This is a genomic window from Marivita sp. S0852 (assembly GCF_046591575.1).
GTDB lineage: Bacteria > Pseudomonadota > Alphaproteobacteria > Rhodobacterales > Rhodobacteraceae > Marivita.
The window spans coordinates 215,597-233,150 of the sequence record NZ_JBIQWA010000002.1 but is presented as its reverse complement, the minus strand read 5'-3'; the positions used below and the strand labels follow the sequence as shown (position 1 = coordinate 233,150).

The following is a 17,554-nucleotide window of genomic DNA, read 5'->3' as shown; positions in this document are numbered from 1 at the left end:
ACCAATGAGGCCTGCCGTGATCCCAGCATCCTATCCCACCAACGACGAAATCGCCCGCCTGACAGCGCGGATGCTTCTTGAAATCGGAGCGGTGAATTTTCGCCCGGACGATCCATTTATCCTGGCCTCTGGCAAACCATCCGCCACCTATATTGATTGCCGCAAACTGATCTCTTTTCCGCGCATCAGGTCGACATTGATGGATTTTCTGACCATCACGGTCATGCGCAATGCGGGGTTCGAAGCATTTGACAATATCGCAGGTGGCGAAACCGCAGGTATCCCCTTTGCCGCCCTTGTCGCCGAACGCATGGCTTTGCCAATGACCTATGTGCGCAAAAAGCCCAAGGGCTATGGCCGCAACGCCCGCATCGAAGGTGCGATGTCCGAAGGCGAACGCGTGTTGCTCGTCGAGGATCTGACAACTGATGGCGGCTCAAAGCTCGGTTTTGTGGATGCCATTCGCGAAACCGGTGCCACCTGCGGGCACACAGCGGTTATCTTTTACTATGACATCTTTCCCGAAACCGAAAAGACGTTGGGCGATCACGGCGTCACGCTGCACCATCTGTGTACGTGGTGGGATGTGCTGGCCGAGGCCCGCGCGCAAGCGGCGTTTGACGACGCAACTTTGGCCGAGGTGGAGGCGTTTCTCAAAGCGCCCCGGGATTGGCAAGACGCGCGCAGCTAAAGCGCGCGCGCCGATCTGCCACCCCGCCCCGAGAATCGGCAGCGCTGTATATGGCCGCCGCTGACGGTGACGTAGGGTCCAATCCCGTCGCGCGGGACAAAGCGAAAAATGTCGGCAAAAGAAAGCCGACGGGCCAAGTGTCACTGAGGCCACAGCGCGTCGCAAAAACCACAATATATTGACCTAGGCGCGCCGTTCGGCGCAAGATGCAGATAGCGCATCTGACAGAGAGTTGTCCACAACTTATACATTTTGCCCTTACGCGGGCTTGTCGCTACTTCGATCCCAGGACACGGGGAAAGCAATTATGAACGAGATCACAACATTCAATCCAACCGGTGCCGAAATCCAGAACCCGGAAACCATGCCGCACTCGGTCGAGGCCGAACAACAGCTTTTGGGTGCGATTCTCACCAACAATGATGTGTTTGATCGCGTGGCGTCCATAATCGGGCCGCAACATTTCTACGACCCCGTTCATGCGCGCATCTTTGAAATTTCATCAGCCCGCATCGCCAAGAACAACCTTGCCTCTCCGGTAACGCTCAAAGCGTTTATGGAAGATGACGAGGGCCTGAAAGAGCTGGGCGGCCCCGCCTACCTTGCTCGTCTTGCCGGTGCGGCGATCAGTTCGTTTGCCGTGCGCGACTATGCGCAGATGATCTATGATCTGGCGGTGCGGCGCGATCTGATCACGCTGGGGCGCGACATCAGCTCCAAAGCGGCCAAGGTCGATGTGCAGTCCGAACCCCGCGAACAGATCGTCGAAGCCGAACAGGCGCTGTATAAACTGGCCGAACAAGGGCGCAGCGAAAGCGGCTTTCAAAGCTTTCTCAAGGCTGTCACCGATGCCGTGAACGTGGCCAACGCCGCCTATCAGCGCGAAGGCGGGCTGGCGGGCATTTCCACGGGCCTGACGGATATGGACCGCAAACTGGGCGGTTTGCACAAATCCGACCTTCTGATCCTCGCGGGGCGTCCGTCGATGGGCAAAACCTCTCTGGCCACCAACGTGGCGTTCAACATCGCCAAAGCCTATCGCAAGGGCACGCGGCCCGATGGCACCGAAGGCACCGTCGAAGGCGGCGTGGTGGGGTTCTATTCGCTGGAAATGAGCGCCGAACAGCTGGCCGCACGTATCCTGTCGGAAGCCGCCGAAGTGCCATCAGAACAAATCCGCCGCGGGGATATGACCGAAACGGAATTCCGCCGCTTTGTCGATGCCGCCAAATCGCTCGAAGCCTGCCCGCTCTATATTGACGACACGCCGGCCCTGCCCATCAGCCAATTGGCCGCCCGCGCGCGCCGTCTGAAGCGGACGCATGGCCTTGATGTGTTGATCATCGACTATCTTCAACTGGTCCGCCCGGCCTCTGCCAAAGACAGCCGCGTCAACGAAGTGTCCGAGATCACGCAAGGCCTCAAGGCCATTGCCAAGGAACTTGATATTCCGGTGATCGCCCTGTCACAGCTGTCGCGTCAGGTCGAAAACCGCGAGGACAAGCGCCCGCAATTGTCGGACCTGCGGGAATCCGGGTCGATCGAACAGGACGCCGATGTGGTGATGTTCGTATTCCGCGAGGAATACTATAAGGAACGCGAAAAGCCGGGCGATCACGATCTGGAAAAAATGGCCGCCTGGCAGGATGAAATGGAACGCCTACACGGCAAAGCCGAGGTCATCATCGGCAAGCAGCGCCACGGACCGATCGGGTCGATCGAGCTTAGCTTTGAAGGCCGCTTCACCCGGTTTGGCAACCTCATCAAACCGTGGCAGCAGGGCGCAGAAGAGATGTGATCCCGCTTATCCCAGCGTGATCATACCGCCAAACGGCACGTCGGTATCCCAGCCGTCATTGACGCCGAAAATAGCGCAGGCTGCCTTGATGCAGCCCGCATGTGTCACGACAAGCGCGTTGTCCGCAAGGCTCTCAAGACCCGCGCGCACCCGGCGTTCAAGCATGGCGACGCTTTCGCCGCCATGGCCGTCGAAGTGATGAAAATCCTCGGCCCATCCGTCAATCTGATCACGCGGAATGGCGGCCCAGGGCACACCTTCCCAAAGCCCGAAATCCATTTCAATCCAATGCTCTGACACAACAATCTCATGTGATAGGTGATCTGCGATATGTGCCGCCAGCGTCCGGCATCTGGTCAAGGGTGATGACACCAGCAGGCCAGGGTCCGGCAAGGATGCCAGAACGGTATCCGCCTCTGTGGCAAAGCTGTCGGCAAGTGCCAGATCGGTGCGCCCATAACAGGTGCCCTTGGCCACCTGGGGCGTTGTGTGACGCACCAATGTCAAAGCCATAGCGCAAGCCCCAGATAGAACCCAACCTCGCTCAACTGCTGTATCCCGCCAAGGCAATCACCGGTATAGCCCTGCAGCTTGCGCAGCAGCATCGCACGAAATACCGCAGCGGCCAGAATGGCGGTTACACCCGCCAGAAGGGATGCAACAGCTCCAAACCAGATCACCGCCAGCCCCACAGCGACCGCACCGCTGAGCATGGCAAACCGGTATCCTTCGGGGGCAACCGTGGGGGCGACGAATTTCGCGCCGACCTCGCGCGCATAGGCGTCGGTTGCAATCACATGCACGGCCCCGGCACGGCTGATGATATGCGCTACAATCAGCGCAACAGCCGCTGTCGAGACCGAAAAACTGGCCAATGTTGCGGCCTTTAGCGCCAAGGTCAGCCCCAGCGCCACAACGCCATAGGTGCCGATCCGGCTGTCCCGCATGATTTCGAGCGCGCGTTCGCGGGTCATGCCGCCGCCCAGCCCGTCTGCCGAATCCGCCAGACCATCTTCGTGGAACGCGCCTGTGATAAAGATCGTCGCGGCCATCGACAGCAAGACGGCAACGATCATCGGCACCGCCAGCGCCGACAGCCCCAAAACCCCCGCCCCGACCGCACCAACCCCACATCCGACAAGCGGATAGTACCGCGTCGCCCGGATCAGCAACTCATCCGAAAAAGGCAGATCACGGGGAACAGGCACGCGGGTCAGAAACTGAACCGCAATCAGAAAGACATGCCATTCGCTGCGCAAACCCGCCTTCATGCTTTGCCCGACACACCCGCGCTTTCGAAACTTGCCATGTCATTCAGCATCGCCACTGCCGATTTGACCAGCGGCCACGCCAGAACCGCGCCGGTGCCTTCACCCAGCCGCATGCCCAGATCAAGCAGCGGATCGGCCTCCAACGCCTGCAGCAGCGCTGCATGTCCCGGTTCGGCCGAACGATGCGCAAAGATCATGGCGTCGCGCACCTCGGGCATCATCCGAACCGCAAGAAGCGCTGCCGCACTGGCGATGAACCCATCGATCAGGATCACGCGTTTCACCTCGGCCGCGCCAAGTATGGCACCGACGATCATCGCAATTTCGAAGCCGCCGTATTCGGCCAGAACCCGGGCCGGATCGCTCAGTCCCGGAGTGCGGGCCGCGGCCTGCGCCAGAGTATTTTGCTTGTCGGTCAAACCCGCATCATCCAGCCCGGTGCCCCGCCCGGTCAAAACATGCACGTCCTGACCGGTCATGAAATGGGCGATCAACGTAGCGGCGGATGTGTTTGCGATCCCCATCTCGCCAAACGCCACAGCGTCATATGCACCGTCCTGACCAAACGCCTTGCCGCGTGCCACGGCCTGGTCACGCTGCGCGTCGGACATGGCCGGTCGCTCAAGGCTGTTTGCCGTCCCTTCGGCCACCGGGGCGTCCACGATACGATCCAGATCGAAGGGTCCGCCCAGAACACCCGCATTCACAACGCGCAGGTCCACACCGTTTGCATCGGCAAACACATTTGCAGCCGCGCCGCCGGATGCAAAATTCAGAACCATCTGGCGCGTGACCTCTGGCGGAAAGGCCGACACGCCAGAGCGGGCAATCCCGTGATCCGCCGCAAAAATCGTCAGCTGGCAGGTCTGCATCCTTGGGGTCAGGCTGTGTTGCAGCCGCGCCACCTGGGCCGCGACTGTTTCGATCCGCCCCAACGCGCCAACCGGCTTGGTTTTGGTGTCAATTTTCCCGCCCAGCGCGGTGTCAAAATCGGTCTGTGTCATACTGTCTGACTAGACCTGCGCTGGCGCGGCCACAACACAAAATCCAACCTGGCAAAAGACCGGCTGAGGTTTCGCGGGCTTTCTTGCTTGACGCACCGCGCAGACCTGCCAAACACCGCTCATGGCACAGTCTGAACTTACAATTGATCTTGGTGCGATTTGCACAAACTGGCGGGCGCTTGCGCAGATGTCTGCGGGCGATACCGCCGCCGTGGTCAAGGCCAATGCCTATGGGCTTGGCGCCAAGCGCGTTTCGCAAGCCTTGGCCAAAGCGGGCGCGCGCACGTTTTTTGTGGCAATGGCCGAAGAAGGGGCCACGGTTCGCAACGCGCTTGGTCCGGGCCCGACGATTGGCGTGTTCGGCGGCCATATGGAGGGCGACGCGGCGCTGATCCGCGATGCCAACCTTGTGCCCATGATCAACTCGATCGACCAAATGTTGCGCCATGTCGAAGCCTTGCCCGGGCACCCGTTCGGCATCCAGCTGGACAGCGGCATGAACCGTTTGGGCATGGAAGCGGGTGAATGGTCTGCCCTGCGGGACATCGCCCTTAGCCAGAAGCCGGTGCTTGTGATGAGCCACCTTGCCTGCGCGGATGAACCCGGTCACGGGATGAATGCGTTTCAGCTTCAGACCTTCCGCCAGATGACAGACGGCATAAATGCGCCCCGGTCTCTTGGCGCAACCGGCGGGACCTTGCTGGGTGCGGAGTACCATTTTGATATGACGCGACCGGGCATCGGCCTGTATGGCGGGCTGCCATATATCGAAGCGGTGCCGGTGGTGACCTTGTCGATCCCGGTCATTCAGGTACGCGATGTCAATCCGGGTGAATCGGTCGGCTATGGCAACCGATGGGTGGCCAGAGTGCCGGGCAAAATCGCCACGATATCAGCCGGATACGCTGATGGCATCCTGCGCGCGATGGGACCAAAAGCCTATGTCTGGGCCGGGGAAAGCCGCTGCAAGATCGTCGGGCGGATTTCGATGGACCTGATCGGCGTCGATGTCAGCGCGCTGAAAGACCCGCCCGACCGGGTCGAGCTTTTGGGCCAGCACCAATCTATCGACAGCGTGGCGGATGCGGGCGGAACGATCGGGTATGAAATTCTCACATCCCTTGGGCCGCGCTATAACCGGACATATATAACCGCATAACCGCATAACCGCAGTGATTGGCGTCTGAGAGATATGACCTTTTTCGAACCCTCGCCGGTTCTGCTGGCCTTTATCTTTGTGCAACGCTTTGTCTTTTTCGAGGTGCTGGCCGTCTTGGCCCTGCTGCGGCTTGCTGTTGGACAAGGGGCTGCCCGCATTCCGGCGCTGCTGACGTTGATCTTATGTCTTTTGGCAATTTTTGCAGCCTTTGCCCCGGCGTTCAATCTTCAGACACTGGGGGCTTACCCCCCCGCCGCGCGGCTATTGGCCTTGGGGGGCGGGATGGCGCTGCCGCTGATCACCTCGGGTATTTTTGCCACCAGCCTTTTGCTGCCCTCACGCCGCTGGCGCTGGATTGATGTGCTCCATGTCATAGGATTCATCACGTTTCTGGGCCTTTGGGCGGTCACGCAGGTCTGACGGATGGCCGCACTTAAATGGATCAACCTGTCGCTTCTTATTCTATATCCAATAGCCTGGGTTGCCCCGCTGATGCGCGCAGGCGTGCTGCCGTTGTTCGGTTTGACGGAAATCAGCGTTTTGACCGGCCTGCAAGCGTTGTGGCAAAGCGATATCTTTCTGGCCGTTCTGGTGACCCTGTTTGCTTTGTTTGCGCCGTATCTGAAAACCATCGGTCTGGCTTTGGTGCATTTCGGACTGCTGAGCGACAGGGCCTTGCCTGCCCTTTCGATGCTGGGCAAGCTTGCGATGGCGGATATTTTCCTGATCGCGCTTTATATCACCATCGTCAAAGGCATCGGGTTCGGACGGATTGAAACAGCATGGGGGCTGTACCTGTTCTCGGCCTGTATTTTGGTGTCCCTGATCGCAAGCGTCGTTGAAAACCACGCGCGACGCGACTGAATCACCCTCAACGCAATCAGAGGTATGTGACATGTTTGTTCACGCCTCTCTGCAAATATTGAAAAAACGTTAAAAAACAGTAGGGCACCCCACCCTATCGGCATAATATCGCCTGAAGTGATGCTATTTTGTGCGGATTTGGGGGTTTCATGAGTGGTGCGATGCAATCAGTCGTTGTCGGCACAGGGTGGTTTGTCCAAAGGCTGATGTTCGCCTGTGTTGCGATCCTGGGGCTTGGCGCGCTGGCCTATACGCTTGCTGCGGCATTTGGCTATGCGCCCTGGCTGGAAATGGCCATGTCCTTTGACGGCACTCCGGTGCAAAACGCCGGAATGGCCGTGCAGATCGGCGTGACCGCCCTTCTGGTCGGGCTTTGCGTTTTCCTGCCTGCCAATGCCCGGATCATGGCGTTGGAAACCTCCCACCGGAAGTTCCACATCACAATGGACGACGTGGCGCGCGCCTACCGGTTGTCCCACGCGTCCGACCGTCACGGGGTGTTCAAACTGAAATCCGAATTCGACTCCGTACGGGAACGCATGGCGTATTTGCGCGATCATCCGGACTTGGCCGAGCTTGAGCCATCCGTTCTCGAAATCGCAAGTCAGATGAGCCATGTGTCGCGCGATCTGGCGCAGACCTATTCAGAGGCCAGCATCAATCGCGCGCGGGATTTTCTGATCCAGCGCCAGCAAGAGATCGAGGACTTCACAACGCGCCTTGACGAAGCCAAGGCCGTCGCCGCCGACATGCGGGTCTGGGTCGACAAGGTCGAGCTTGAGGAAAGCGTCGCCAAGGCGCAGCTGGCGCAACTGACCGAGGTTTTGGCCGATATCCTGCCCGAATTGCAAACTGGCGTTATCGGCACCCCCCCGTGCGCCGAAACGGTCGCCCCTGCGGCAAACGACACGCCAGCTGCGGACATCTGGGACGAACCGGTCGAATTTCCCCATAACGATGACAACCGCATCGTCGCGCTTCTCGCGCGTCGTGCCGCCGAATAGGACAGCAGCGTCTTGCGGGCCGTCGCGGCTTAGGCCACAAGCGGCACGATGGTGAAATCGACAGCAACCTTTGTGTGCCAGTCCTGTGGCAACACCACCAACAAATGGGCCGGACGCTGCGACGCGTGCGGCGAATGGAATTCGATTGTCGAGGAAGTCCCACTGGCCGCTGGGCCCGCGTCGAAAACGCTGGGGGCCTCCAAGGGCAGGTCTTTGCCGCTTAGCGATTTGTCCGGTGACGAAGCCCCGCCGCCCCGGACAACATCGAAACTGGCCGAACTGGACCGCGTTCTGGGGGGCGGTCTTGTCCCGGCCTCGGCGCTTTTGGTGGGCGGCGACCCGGGCATCGGCAAATCAACCCTGTTGTTGCAAGCCGCCGCGGCCTTTGCCCGGGCGGGCCTCAAGGTTATTTACATCTCGGGCGAAGAAGCCAGCGCACAGGTCCGCATGCGCGCCGCGCGTCTGGGGTTGCGCGACGCACCGGTCAAGCTTGCCACCGAAACCAATCTGCGCGACATCCTGACAACGCTGGAAAACGAAAAGCCCGATCTGGCGATCATCGACTCGATCCAGACCATGTGGGCCGACAATGTGGCCAGCGCCCCCGGCAGCGTGGCCCAGGTGCGCGCGTCAGCGCACGAACTGACCAGCTTTGCCAAACGGCGCGGCACCTCGATCGTCATGGTCGGCCATGTCACCAAGGACGGCCAGATCGCCGGCCCCCGCGTGGTCGAACACATGGTCGACACCGTGCTTTATTTCGAAGGCGAACGGGGCCATCAATTCCGGATCTTGCGCGCGGTGAAGAACCGATTTGGCCCGGCCGACGAAATCGGTGTTTTTGAAATGACCGGCAAGGGGTTGTCCGAAGTTGCGAATCCCTCTGCCCTGTTCCTGTCGGAACGCGGCGAGTCCGCCCCGGGTTCTGCGGTGTTCTCCGGGATCGAAGGCACGCGTCCGGTGCTTGTGGAATTTCAGGCCCTTGTGGCCCCCACGCCACACAGCCAACCGCGCCGAAGCGTCGTCGGCTGGGATGGCGGGCGGCTTGCAATGATCCTCGCGGTGCTGGAAGCGCGCTGCGGCATTCCGTTTGCGGGGCTGGACGTTTACCTCAACGTGGCCGGTGGCATGAAGATCGGCGAACCCGCCGCAGACCTTGCTGTGGCCGCAGCGCTTTTGTCGGCCCGCGAGGACGTGGCCTTGCCGCCGGAAACGGTTGTCTTCGGCGAAATCAGCCTGTCTGGCGCATTGCGGCCTGTCGGGCAAACCGAAAACCGGTTGAAAGAAGCGCAAAAACTTGGTTTTACCGCCGCGATCGTGCCACAGGGCGGCAAGTCGGTGTCCCGCGACGGGATTAAAACAACCGAAATTGACGCTTTGGCAAGTTTTGTGGGTGATGTGTTCGGCGCAGGGTAGCGCCACAGATTGTAAGAAGGGCAAGACGCCGATGGAAGGCTTTACCGCAATTGATGGCGTCGTCGCTGTCGTCATCGTTCTCTCGGCACTGCTTGCCTATTCGCGCGGGGTTGTGCGCGAAGGCATGGCCATTCTGGGCTGGGTCGCTGCTGCAATACTGGGGTTCATGTTTGGACCACAGCTGCGCCCGCTGATGTCTGAAATTCCCATCATCGGTGAATTCATGTCCGGCAGTTGTGAACTCAGCGTGATCGGCGGCTTTGCCTCGGTGTTCACGATTGCCCTTGTGATCATGTCGTTCTTCACGCCGCTGTTTTCATCACTTGTGCAACGCTCGGCGCTGGGGGGGCTGGACCAGGCGTTCGGCTTTCTGTTTGGTGTGGCACGGGGCATTTTGCTCGTGGCGATTGCCTTTTTCGTCTACGAGGTCGTTATTGCCTCGCAGGATATCGCCATGATCGATGATAGCCGGTCCGCAGTGGTTTTCAGCCGCTTTACCGATCAGATCGAAAACCAGAACCCCGAACAGGCGCTTGGCTGGATCACGGCACAATACGAAGCGCTGGTTTCGGTGTGTGATGCGCCAGCGGGGAACGATGCCTGACGCAGACGGCACAGGAACCGGGCCGTAACGTCACAAAAACAATCCTGATCCGCATCCTTGCGTGACACCGGCATCACAACCACCTATGACGAACCCACTCTCTGCTGCCACGGATTCGGAGCCCCGGTTTGTCCGACACTCAGATGCCCCCCGCCCATCCCTTTGATGATGACAAACTCAGGGAGGAATGCGGTATTTTCGGCGTAGTTGGCGTCACCGATGCCGCAAACTTCGTCACGCTTGGCTTGCACGCGCTGCAACATCGCGGACAAGAAGCGGGCGGGATCGTCTCGTATCATCCCGATCACGGCTTCAACAGCGCACGGCGCTTTGGCTATGTCCGCGATAACTTTACCAGTCAAAAGCTGATGGAAACCTTGCCGGGAGAGCTGGGCATTGGCCATGTCCGCTATTCCACCGCCGGCTCCAAGGGCCAAACCCAGATCCGCGACGTGCAACCCTTTTTTGGCGAATTCTCTATGGGGGGCGCTGCCATTGCCCATAATGGCAATATCACCAATGCCGATGCCCTGCGCCGCGAACTGATTGAACGCGGCTCCATCTTTCAAAGCTCGTCTGACAGCGAATGTATCATCCATTTGATGGCACGGTCCTTGCAGCGCAATATCCCCCAGCGGATGGAAGATGCGCTGCGCCGTGTCGAAGGCGCGTTCTCTGTGGTGGCGATGACCCGTACCAAACTCATCGGCGTGCGCGATCCCCTGGGCGTGCGCCCGCTGGTGCTTGGCAAACTTGGCGATGGCTGGGCTCTTAGCTCGGAAACCTGCGCGCTGGATATCGTCGGGGCCGAATATGTCCGCGAAATCGAACCGGGCGAAATGGTGGTGATCACCGCCGAACACGGCGTCGATTCAATCCGCCCGTTCCGCCCGAAGAAATCGCGCTTCTGCATCTTCGAACATGTCTATTTCTCGCGTCCTGACAGCATTATCGGGGATCGCTCCGTCTATGAAACCCGACGCCAGATCGGTGTGGAGCTGGCCCGCGAAATGCCGGTCGAGGCTGATCTGGTGTGCCCGGTCCCGGACAGCGGCACACCTGCCGCCATTGGCTACGCGTTCGAATCTGGCATCCCCTATGGCATGGGGATCATCCGCAACCAGTATATGGGTCGCACGTTTATCGAACCCACCGAACAAATTCGAAACATGGGTGTGCGGCTCAAGCTCAATGTCAATCGCGCGCTGATCAAGGGCAAACGCGTTGTCCTGGTTGATGACAGTGTGGTGCGCGGAACCACAAGCCGCAAGATCAAGGAAATGATCCTCGATGCCGGTGCGGCAGAGGTCCATTTCCGCATCGCCTCTCCGCCCACCGCCTGGCCCTGCTTTTACGGCGTCGACACGCCACAGCGCGAAAAGCTGCTTGCCGCAACCATGTCCGAAGAGGAAATGCGCAGCCACCTTGGGGTGGATAGCCTCAAATTCATCTCTCTGGATGGCCTTTACCGCGCGGTGGGTGAAGCGTCCGGGCGCGACGCCAAATCGCCGCAATATTGCGACGCCTGTTTTTCGGGCGAATATCCGGTCGAGCCGTCCGATATGCTCGAAAAAGGCTTTCAGATGAAGGCGGCCGAATAGACCACCATCCTGACGCCCGTCTCTGTTTCGAAAATATCTCGGGGGAGGCCGCAGGCCGGGGGCAGCGCCCCCACACCGTCAAAACAAAAAGCCCCCGCCGATCCGGCGAGGGCTTTTTCCATTTTGCCTCAGCGGCAGATTACGACTGACGCGCTTTCAACGCTTTCCAGGCTCCAGTCACAATCAGAGCCGCCAGGATCGCTTTGACCGCATCACCAATCAAGAACGGCGCGGTGAAATAGGCCCAGTAATATCCAATATCCTGACCGACCCAGCCTGCCTCAACGCCGGTCAGCGACGCCACCGCCATTGGCCATGCGATACCGGGAATATACAGCAGTGCCGAAAGAACCAGCGTCACCGCTGCGGTGGACGCCACCCCTTTGGCAATACCGCGTTCCGCGGCCAGCCCCGCCAGACCCGCCATCATGACAAACCCGAACAGGAACCCCGCTGTCGGGCCGAAAAACGCAAGACCGTTCATGCCGCTGGCAAAAACCGGCAGCCCCATCGCACCATAGCCAAGATAGGTCAAAAGCGTAGCTGTCCCAAGCCGGGCTCCAAAGGTCAGCCCGATGATTAGGATCGCCAGGGTCTGCAACGTCATCGGGATCGGGAAAAACGGAACCGAAATCTGGGTGGCCACCGCTATGAACGCGGCCCCACCAAGAGCCATAAGCGCTTGACGGAAGAGTGTGGTTTTGCCGAGAACGGCTGGCATAGGCGTCATTTTGGGTATCCTTACATCTGTTCCGTGTGTTGCCCTTGTTATTTCTGCAATTGCAGCATCAAGTCAAGCGTCCCCCCTTGCGATACCTGCGCCAAAAAGGCATGTGACGTGCCATGACAGACACAACACTTCCCGTGGCATTGGTGACCGGTGCCTCCCGTGGACTGGGATTTGCCCTGGCGGACGCTTTGGCAGACACCCATCATATCGTCGCCGTGGCCCGCACGGTTGGCGGTCTGGAAGATCTTGACGACCGGATACAGGCCAGGGGTGGCTCCACGACGCTGGCTCCGATGGATATTGCCAAGGCCGATGCCATGGCCCAGCTGTGCCGGTCGATCCATGACCGCTGGGGCGGGATCGCGCTTTGGGTGCATACGGCAATCCATGCCGGCCCGCTGACGCCGGTCAATCACATGGATGCCAAGGATTGGAAAAAGTCCTTGTCGATCAATCTTGATGCAATGTCTTATCTGGTCCCTTATATCGCGCCGCTGCTGGGGTCAGAGGGTCGAGCGGTCTTTTTTGATGATCCCCGGGGTGGGGAAAAGTTCTTTGGTCATTATGGCACGACGAAATCTGCTCAGATATCGCTGGTGCGGTCCTGGCAGGCGGAATCTGCCAAAACAGGTCCGGTTGTGCGGATTCTAAAACCGAACCCCATGACCACATTGTTGCGCACGCGGTTCTATCCCGGCGAGGACCAATCGGGGCTGGCACCGGCCAAAGACGAAGCCGCCCGCCTTTTGCCGGACATCCTGTCCGCCTGATCAACACGCATTCCGCGTCACCACATCCAATGTTTTGCAGACCCGCAAAAACGCAAAGTTGCGCGCAGGCGGATGCTTGCCGCACACGCGCCCTTGTCCTATGCAGGTCAAAACAAGGGCAGATCATATGCGCATACTCATAACAAATGACGACGGAATCAGTGCCCCCGGGCTGGATGTGCTGACCGAAATTGCCAAGGCTGTCGCGGGTCCGGATGGCGATGTCTGGACGGTGGCACCCGCCTTTGAACAATCCGGCGTCGGCCATTGCATCAGCTATACCCATCCGATGATGGTCAGCCAGATGCGCGGCGAAAACCGCTATGCCGCCGAAGGCAGCCCGGCGGATTGTGTGCTGGCGGGGTTGCATGACGTACTGATCGGCGGCCCACCTGATCTGGTCTTGTCGGGTGTCAACCGTGGGAACAATTCGGCGGAAAACGCGCTGTATTCGGGAACGCTGGGCGGTGCCATGGAAGCAGCGCTGCAAGGCATCCCGGCCATTGCCCTTTCGCAGTATTATGGCCCCGACAATCTACACGCCGATGACCCGTTCGAAGCCGCGCGTGTCCATGGGACCGAGGTTATTCGGCGGATTCTTGCCGCTGACCCCAAGGGCCAAACCGGATATCGGCTGTTCTATAATGTGAACTTCCCCCCTGTGCCCGCCGCTGCGGTCAAAGGCACGCGGGTGACGCCGCAAGGCATCCGCGAAGGGACAAGCTTTTCGGTCGAGCCACATAACTCTCCTTCGGGGCGTCGGTTTTTGTGGATCAAGGGCGGCGATCAGCGTGCGCCCACAGCTCCGGGCAGCGATGCGTCGGAAAACCTCGCGGGGTATATCAGTGTCACGCCGATGCGGGCGGATCTGACCGCCAAGGATCAGATGGCCACTTTGCAGAACGCTTTTGAGTGATGATTGATCCGGAACTCAAGATGCAGTTCCTTTATGCCCTGCGGTCCCGCGGTGTGACCAATGCCACGGTATTGACCGCGATGGAGCAGGTCGACCGCGCGCCTTTTATCAAGGGCTATTTCGCCGAACGCGCCTATGAGGACATGCCATTGCCGATTGCCTGCGGGCAAACGATCAGCCAGCCTTCGGTTGTCGGGCTGATGACCCAGGCGCTTGAGGTCACACCGCGCGACACGGTTCTGGAGGTGGGCACCGGCTCTGGCTATCAGGCCGCGATCCTGAGTGTGCTGGCCCGTCGCGTCTATACGGTGGACCGACACAGACGGCTGGTGCGCGAGGCCCGCGAAGTGTTTGAGACACTGGGGCTGACCAACGTCACGGCCTTTACCGCCGATGGCAGTTTCGGGCTGCCGGATCAGGCCCCGTTTGATCGCATCCTGGTGACAGCTGCCGCCGAAGACCCGCCCGGCCCGTTATTGGCGCAGCTCAAAGTGGGAGGCATTATGGTGCTTCCTGTGGGGCAATCCGATGCGGTTCAGCATCTGATCCGGGTTCGGCGTACGGAAGATGGGCTAGAGTATGACGAATTACGCCCGGTTCGGTTTGTTCCGCTTGTCGAAGGGGTGGCCCGAGACGGGTAAAACGGGCATAATGTGCAACGTGACGCCAGGGGACACAACCGGCGCATTTGAGGATATCGACATGGCTTCTTTTTCAGAGACCCGCAGACCTGCATTCCGGCTGAGCGCATCCGTGACCGTTCTGGCGGTGCTTGGCGCGTGCTCGGAACCGCTTGATCTGGATATGCGGGGCATTCTGAACGGGGGCTTCAATACCGCAGATGCGGCCCGCGCAGCAACGGCGAGCCGGCCCGAGCCAGACAATCGGGGGGTGATCTCTTATCCGAATTACCAGGTCGCTGTGGCCCAGCGCGGAGACACGCTCGCCACATTGGCAAACCGCGTCGGATTGCCCGCTGCGGAACTGGCCCGTTTTAATGGCGTTCAGACCGGCGATAGTCTACGCGCCGGGGAAATCATCGCCCTGCCCCGCCGCGTGGCTGAACCATCGCCCGCCACAGGGGCCGTTGCCACAGGTCCGATCCGCCCGCCCTCCGAGGTTGACATCACCACGCTGGCCAGCGACGCAATCGACCGATCCGAGCCGACACCAAGCCAGCGCAGCGAACCGCAAACCGGTGCCGAACCGGTCCGGCATCAGGTTAAACGCGGGGAAACCGCCTTTACGATCTCGCGGCTTTACAATGTGTCCGCCAGGTCCTTGGCAGAATGGAATGGTCTCGACAGCGACTTTTCCCTGCGCGAGGGGCAGTTCCTGCTGATCCCGGTGGCCACGCAAGCCCCGGCGCAAGCCTCTGAACCAGAGGCACCGGGGCGTGGTTCACCCACCCCGGAACCGCCCTCGGCATCGCAACCACTGCCCGAGGAGACCCCACCACCCGCCGCAGAGGCCACGGCACCCGCCGAACCCGAGGCCCCGCCCGCTGCCGATGTCGGAGAACAGACAGCCGCCAGCGCATCAACCGCCGCCATGAGCTTTCCGGTTCAGGGCAGCATCATTCGCGAATATGCGAAAGGACGGAATGACGGGATAGATATCGGCGCGTCGGTCGGCACAGATGTGAAAGCCGCCGCCAGCGGCCAGGTTGCAGCGATCACTACAAACACCGATGGCATCAATATTTTGGTGGTGCGTCATCCCGACAATTTGCTGACGGTCTACACCCATGTTGACAATATATCGGTCAAGAAGGGCGATGCCGTCAGCCGGGGCCAGGCGATTGCGAAAGTCGCACGGTTCGATCCCGCGCGGGTTCATTTTGAAGTGCGCAAAGGATTCGACAGTGTCGATCCCATGGAATATCTGCGCTGAGCTAATTTTTTCTTTAGACCTTTAAGATTATTCGTACGAATAATCTTTGCCCCGCTCCAACGCTTTGCCCAGCCGTGGCAGGCGGGCTTTCTTCAGCAATTTGCGCACATCCCAAAGCCGATCCGACAGCCGGTTGGCCGCGTCATGAACGGCGGCCACGGCGCGGGCGACCGCGTCGGGGTCCGCTGCATGAAGACCGATCAGAAACGCGTCGGGATCAGACCGGGATAGACCTTCTTCAGTCAAAATATTGCGGGGAAAATCCTTGGCATTCAACGTGATCAGAACATCCGCATGGCCCGCAATGGCAGCCGCCAAAACGTGGACATCATTGGCATCCGGCAACCACAACCGATCCAGAAGCGACGCTTTCGGTGTGACCCGCGCCTCTGGCCAATGCGCGTTGACCATCGCGATCTCGGCATCCGCCTGCAGCTGTCCCTGCGGTCCCAGTTTCCCCGCCGCGCGCGACCATTCATCCAGAATGCGCTGTGACCAAAGCGGCTCAAACAGACCTTCAGCCGCAACGCCCAACAACACCTCGCGCATCACGGTTGGATACAACACACATGTGTCGAGCAGCACTTTCACAGGCGAAAGAACAGCGCTTTTAGATATCCCGATTCCGCCAGTTGCGGCATCAAGGGATGGTCCGGACCGGCCTGCCCTGTATGGATCAGCTGCGCATGACGCCCGGCCCGACCAATCCCGCGAAGGCAAGCTCCGGTAAAGGCAGACATGTCGGCCGCGTGGGAACACGAACACAGCACCAAAAACCCGTCTTTGGCCACCAAAGGTGCCGCCAAACGCGCGATACGTTCATAGGCGCGCAACCCGGCATCCCGCGCCTTGTGCGATGGGGCAAAGGCTGGCGGATCACAAATCACAACGTCAAATTCGGCGTTGTCTTCGGCCAGGCTTGTCAGAACCGAAAAGGCATCACCCCGGGTTGTGGTCAACCGGTCACCAGCCCCCATCCGGCGGGCACCTTCGGTCGCCAGTGCCAATGCCGGTTCGGAGCCGTCCACGCAATGCGCGTGTTGCGCCCCTCCGGCCAATGCGGCCAATCCAAAGCCGCCAACATGCGAGAACACGTCAAGAACCCGCGCCCCATCCGCCAATGCTGCGGCAAATGCGTGGTTCGGGCGTTGGTCGAAGAACAATCCGGTTTTCTGGCCGCTGACCAGATCTGCCATGTAGATGGCACCGTTCATGTGAACCGGGACCGGCTCTGTCGGGGCGTCCCCCAACAACACAGCATCGACATCGTCCAGCCCTTCCAGACCCCGCCCCCGCCCTCCGGCGTTTTTGAGGATCGTGGTCACGCCTGTGACATCGGCAAGCGCTGCTGTCAGATCGTCCAGCAATAGATCAGCCCAGGCCGCATTGGGTTGGATGACCGCAATGTCGCCGAACCGGTCAATGATCACGCCCGGCAGCCCATCCGCTTCGGCATGGACCAGCCGGTAATACGGGCTGGAAAACAGCCGTTCGCGTAGGTCCTGGGCTTTGCGCAAGCGCGTGGCAAACCAGCCCTGATCCGGCGCAGCGGCCTCTGGCATGTCGAGAACTCGGCCGATGATTTTGGAATTCGGATTGACCCCGACCATCGCCAACGGGCTGCGGTCAGAATCCTCCAAAACCGCGATCGTGCCGGGTGTCATCGCGCGCGTTCTGCGGTCGGTAACAACTTCATTGGCATAGACCCAAGGATAGCCACGGCGGATCGCCTGCGGTTTGGTTTTGGGTTTCAATCGAAGAACGGGTAAAGAAGACGCTGTCATAACGTCTCCTTTACGCCCCTCGCTCTTGGGGGGAAAGCCTCTGTTTGGC

At 60.0% G+C, this 17,554-nt stretch carries 19 protein-coding genes; 13 read left to right on the top strand and 6 right to left on the bottom strand.

What is annotated here, in order from left to right:
- Window positions 1–16: 16 nt before the first annotated feature.
- Both ACG74X_RS05290 and ACG74X_RS05285 read left to right on the top strand, forming a co-directional pair.
- Window positions 17–691, top strand: coding sequence for an orotate phosphoribosyltransferase (locus ACG74X_RS05290; RefSeq protein ID WP_411233106.1), 675 nt, complete (start codon window positions 17–19; stop codon window positions 689–691).
- Window positions 692–998: 307 nt separating this feature from the next.
- Window positions 999–2,489, top strand: coding sequence for a replicative DNA helicase (locus tag ACG74X_RS05285; RefSeq protein ID WP_411233105.1), 1,491 nt, complete (start codon window positions 999–1,001; stop codon window positions 2,487–2,489).
- Window positions 2,490–2,495: 6 nt separating this feature from the next.
- Here the strand turns inward: ACG74X_RS05285 and cobC are convergent, their stop codons facing one another.
- Genes cobC through cobT form a run of 3 tightly spaced genes read right to left on the bottom strand, consistent with a single transcriptional unit; the run spans window position 2,496 to window position 4,764 of the window.
- Window positions 2,496–3,002 carry an alpha-ribazole phosphatase family protein gene (gene cobC, locus ACG74X_RS05280; RefSeq protein ID WP_411233104.1) on the bottom strand — a complete coding sequence of 169 codons (507 nt, stop codon included), beginning with the start codon at window positions 3,000–3,002 and terminating at the stop codon, window positions 2,496–2,498.
- On the bottom strand, window positions 2,993–3,760 hold the full coding sequence (locus ACG74X_RS05275) for an adenosylcobinamide-GDP ribazoletransferase (RefSeq protein WP_411233103.1): 768 nt from the start codon (window positions 3,758–3,760) through the stop codon (window positions 2,993–2,995). The genes cobC and ACG74X_RS05275 overlap by 10 nt, the downstream gene beginning before the upstream one ends.
- Window positions 3,757–4,764 (bottom strand): nicotinate-nucleotide--dimethylbenzimidazole phosphoribosyltransferase, encoded by a 1,008-nt coding sequence (gene cobT, locus ACG74X_RS05270; protein ID WP_411233102.1) that lies wholly within the window; start codon window positions 4,762–4,764, stop codon window positions 3,757–3,759. The genes ACG74X_RS05275 and cobT overlap by 4 nt, the downstream gene beginning before the upstream one ends.
- A 121-nt stretch (window positions 4,765–4,885) precedes the next feature.
- Between cobT and alr the strand changes: the two genes are divergently transcribed.
- The 7 genes from alr to purF all read left to right on the top strand — a co-directional run bounded on the left by alr (window position 4,886) and on the right by purF (window position 11,412).
- Entirely contained in the window at window positions 4,886–5,923 is a 1,038-nt protein-coding gene (gene alr, locus ACG74X_RS05265; RefSeq protein ID WP_411233101.1) for an alanine racemase, read from the top strand.
- Between the two features lie 33 nt (window positions 5,924–5,956).
- A complete protein-coding gene (locus tag ACG74X_RS05260; RefSeq protein WP_411233100.1) occupies window positions 5,957–6,343 on the top strand; it encodes a hypothetical protein in 387 nt (128 codons plus the stop codon).
- 3 nt (window positions 6,344–6,346) lie between these two features.
- On the top strand, window positions 6,347–6,787 hold the full coding sequence (locus tag ACG74X_RS05255; protein ID WP_411233099.1) for a paraquat-inducible protein A: 441 nt from the start codon (window positions 6,347–6,349) through the stop codon (window positions 6,785–6,787).
- 161 nt (window positions 6,788–6,948) lie between these two features.
- Window positions 6,949–7,791, top strand: a complete 843-nt coding sequence (locus tag ACG74X_RS05250; RefSeq protein ID WP_411233098.1) for a DNA repair protein — start codon at window positions 6,949–6,951, stop codon at window positions 7,789–7,791.
- Between the two features lie 48 nt (window positions 7,792–7,839).
- Entirely contained in the window at window positions 7,840–9,207 is a 1,368-nt protein-coding gene (gene radA, locus ACG74X_RS05245) for a DNA repair protein RadA (protein ID WP_411233097.1), read from the top strand.
- 31 nt (window positions 9,208–9,238) lie between these two features.
- The gene (locus ACG74X_RS05240) at window positions 9,239–9,811 is read left to right on the top strand and encodes a CvpA family protein (RefSeq protein WP_411233096.1); all 573 of its coding nucleotides are present in this window, start codon (window positions 9,239–9,241) and stop codon (window positions 9,809–9,811) included.
- A gap of 143 nt (window positions 9,812–9,954) precedes the next feature.
- On the top strand, window positions 9,955–11,412 hold the full coding sequence (gene purF, locus ACG74X_RS05235; RefSeq protein ID WP_411233338.1) for an amidophosphoribosyltransferase: 1,458 nt from the start codon (window positions 9,955–9,957) through the stop codon (window positions 11,410–11,412).
- Between the two features lie 139 nt (window positions 11,413–11,551).
- Here purF and ACG74X_RS05230 read toward each other — a convergent pair whose 3' ends face one another.
- Window positions 11,552–12,142: a biotin transporter BioY gene (locus tag ACG74X_RS05230; RefSeq protein WP_411233095.1), complete on the bottom strand. Its 591-nt coding sequence runs from the start codon at window positions 12,140–12,142 to the stop codon at window positions 11,552–11,554.
- Between the two features lie 113 nt (window positions 12,143–12,255).
- On the opposite strand from ACG74X_RS05230, the gene ACG74X_RS05225 reads away from it, so the two are divergent.
- The 4 genes from ACG74X_RS05225 to ACG74X_RS05210 all read left to right on the top strand — a co-directional run bounded on the left by ACG74X_RS05225 (window position 12,256) and on the right by ACG74X_RS05210 (window position 15,721).
- Window positions 12,256–12,912 carry an SDR family NAD(P)-dependent oxidoreductase gene (locus ACG74X_RS05225; RefSeq protein WP_411233094.1) on the top strand — a complete coding sequence of 219 codons (657 nt, stop codon included), beginning with the start codon at window positions 12,256–12,258 and terminating at the stop codon, window positions 12,910–12,912.
- Between the two features lie 127 nt (window positions 12,913–13,039).
- On the top strand, window positions 13,040–13,828 hold the full coding sequence (gene surE, locus ACG74X_RS05220; RefSeq protein WP_411233093.1) for a 5'/3'-nucleotidase SurE: 789 nt from the start codon (window positions 13,040–13,042) through the stop codon (window positions 13,826–13,828).
- Window positions 13,828–14,469 carry a protein-L-isoaspartate(D-aspartate) O-methyltransferase gene (locus ACG74X_RS05215; RefSeq protein ID WP_411233092.1) on the top strand — a complete coding sequence of 214 codons (642 nt, stop codon included), beginning with the start codon at window positions 13,828–13,830 and terminating at the stop codon, window positions 14,467–14,469. The genes surE and ACG74X_RS05215 overlap by 1 nt, the downstream gene beginning before the upstream one ends.
- Before the next feature lie 61 nt (window positions 14,470–14,530).
- The gene (locus ACG74X_RS05210; RefSeq protein WP_411233091.1) at window positions 14,531–15,721 is read left to right on the top strand and encodes a peptidoglycan DD-metalloendopeptidase family protein; all 1,191 of its coding nucleotides are present in this window, start codon (window positions 14,531–14,533) and stop codon (window positions 15,719–15,721) included.
- 27 nt (window positions 15,722–15,748) lie between these two features.
- On the opposite strand, the gene ACG74X_RS05205 is transcribed toward ACG74X_RS05210, so the two are convergent.
- Both ACG74X_RS05205 and ACG74X_RS05200 read right to left on the bottom strand, forming a co-directional pair.
- Window positions 15,749–16,312 (bottom strand): RSP_2648 family PIN domain-containing protein, encoded by a 564-nt coding sequence (locus tag ACG74X_RS05205; protein ID WP_411233090.1) that lies wholly within the window; start codon window positions 16,310–16,312, stop codon window positions 15,749–15,751.
- Window positions 16,309–17,505 (bottom strand): RSP_2647 family RNA methyltransferase, encoded by a 1,197-nt coding sequence (locus tag ACG74X_RS05200; RefSeq protein WP_411233089.1) that lies wholly within the window; start codon window positions 17,503–17,505, stop codon window positions 16,309–16,311. The genes ACG74X_RS05205 and ACG74X_RS05200 overlap by 4 nt, the downstream gene beginning before the upstream one ends.
- Window positions 17,506–17,554: the final 49 nt, after the last annotated feature.

What these genes read in the sequence shown, in the direction of transcription:
- ACG74X_RS05285 (WP_411233105.1), top strand. Translation starts at nt 999, where the DNA reads ATGAACGAGATCACAACATTCAATCCAACCGGTGCCGAAATCCAGAAC.
- cobC (WP_411233104.1), bottom strand. Translation starts at nt 3,002, where the DNA reads ATGGCTTTGACATTGGTGCGTCACACAACGCCCCAGGTGGCCAAGGGC.
- ACG74X_RS05275 (WP_411233103.1), bottom strand. Translation starts at nt 3,760, where the DNA reads ATGAAGGCGGGTTTGCGCAGCGAATGGCATGTCTTTCTGATTGCGGTT.
- cobT (WP_411233102.1), bottom strand. Translation starts at nt 4,764, where the DNA reads ATGACACAGACCGATTTTGACACCGCGCTGGGCGGGAAAATTGACACC.
- alr (WP_411233101.1), top strand. Translation starts at nt 4,886, where the DNA reads ATGGCACAGTCTGAACTTACAATTGATCTTGGTGCGATTTGCACAAAC.
- ACG74X_RS05260 (WP_411233100.1), top strand. Translation starts at nt 5,957, where the DNA reads ATGACCTTTTTCGAACCCTCGCCGGTTCTGCTGGCCTTTATCTTTGTG.
- ACG74X_RS05255 (WP_411233099.1), top strand. Translation starts at nt 6,347, where the DNA reads ATGGCCGCACTTAAATGGATCAACCTGTCGCTTCTTATTCTATATCCA.
- ACG74X_RS05250 (WP_411233098.1), top strand. Translation starts at nt 6,949, where the DNA reads ATGCAATCAGTCGTTGTCGGCACAGGGTGGTTTGTCCAAAGGCTGATG.
- radA (WP_411233097.1), top strand. Translation starts at nt 7,840, where the DNA reads ATGGTGAAATCGACAGCAACCTTTGTGTGCCAGTCCTGTGGCAACACC.
- ACG74X_RS05240 (WP_411233096.1), top strand. Translation starts at nt 9,239, where the DNA reads ATGGAAGGCTTTACCGCAATTGATGGCGTCGTCGCTGTCGTCATCGTT.
- purF (WP_411233338.1), top strand. Translation starts at nt 9,955, where the DNA reads ATGCCCCCCGCCCATCCCTTTGATGATGACAAACTCAGGGAGGAATGC.
- ACG74X_RS05230 (WP_411233095.1), bottom strand. Translation starts at nt 12,142, where the DNA reads ATGACGCCTATGCCAGCCGTTCTCGGCAAAACCACACTCTTCCGTCAA.
- ACG74X_RS05225 (WP_411233094.1), top strand. Translation starts at nt 12,256, where the DNA reads ATGACAGACACAACACTTCCCGTGGCATTGGTGACCGGTGCCTCCCGT.
- surE (WP_411233093.1), top strand. Translation starts at nt 13,040, where the DNA reads ATGCGCATACTCATAACAAATGACGACGGAATCAGTGCCCCCGGGCTG.
- ACG74X_RS05215 (WP_411233092.1), top strand. Translation starts at nt 13,828, where the DNA reads ATGATTGATCCGGAACTCAAGATGCAGTTCCTTTATGCCCTGCGGTCC.
- ACG74X_RS05210 (WP_411233091.1), top strand. Translation starts at nt 14,531, where the DNA reads ATGGCTTCTTTTTCAGAGACCCGCAGACCTGCATTCCGGCTGAGCGCA.
- ACG74X_RS05200 (WP_411233089.1), bottom strand. Translation starts at nt 17,505, where the DNA reads ATGACAGCGTCTTCTTTACCCGTTCTTCGATTGAAACCCAAAACCAAA.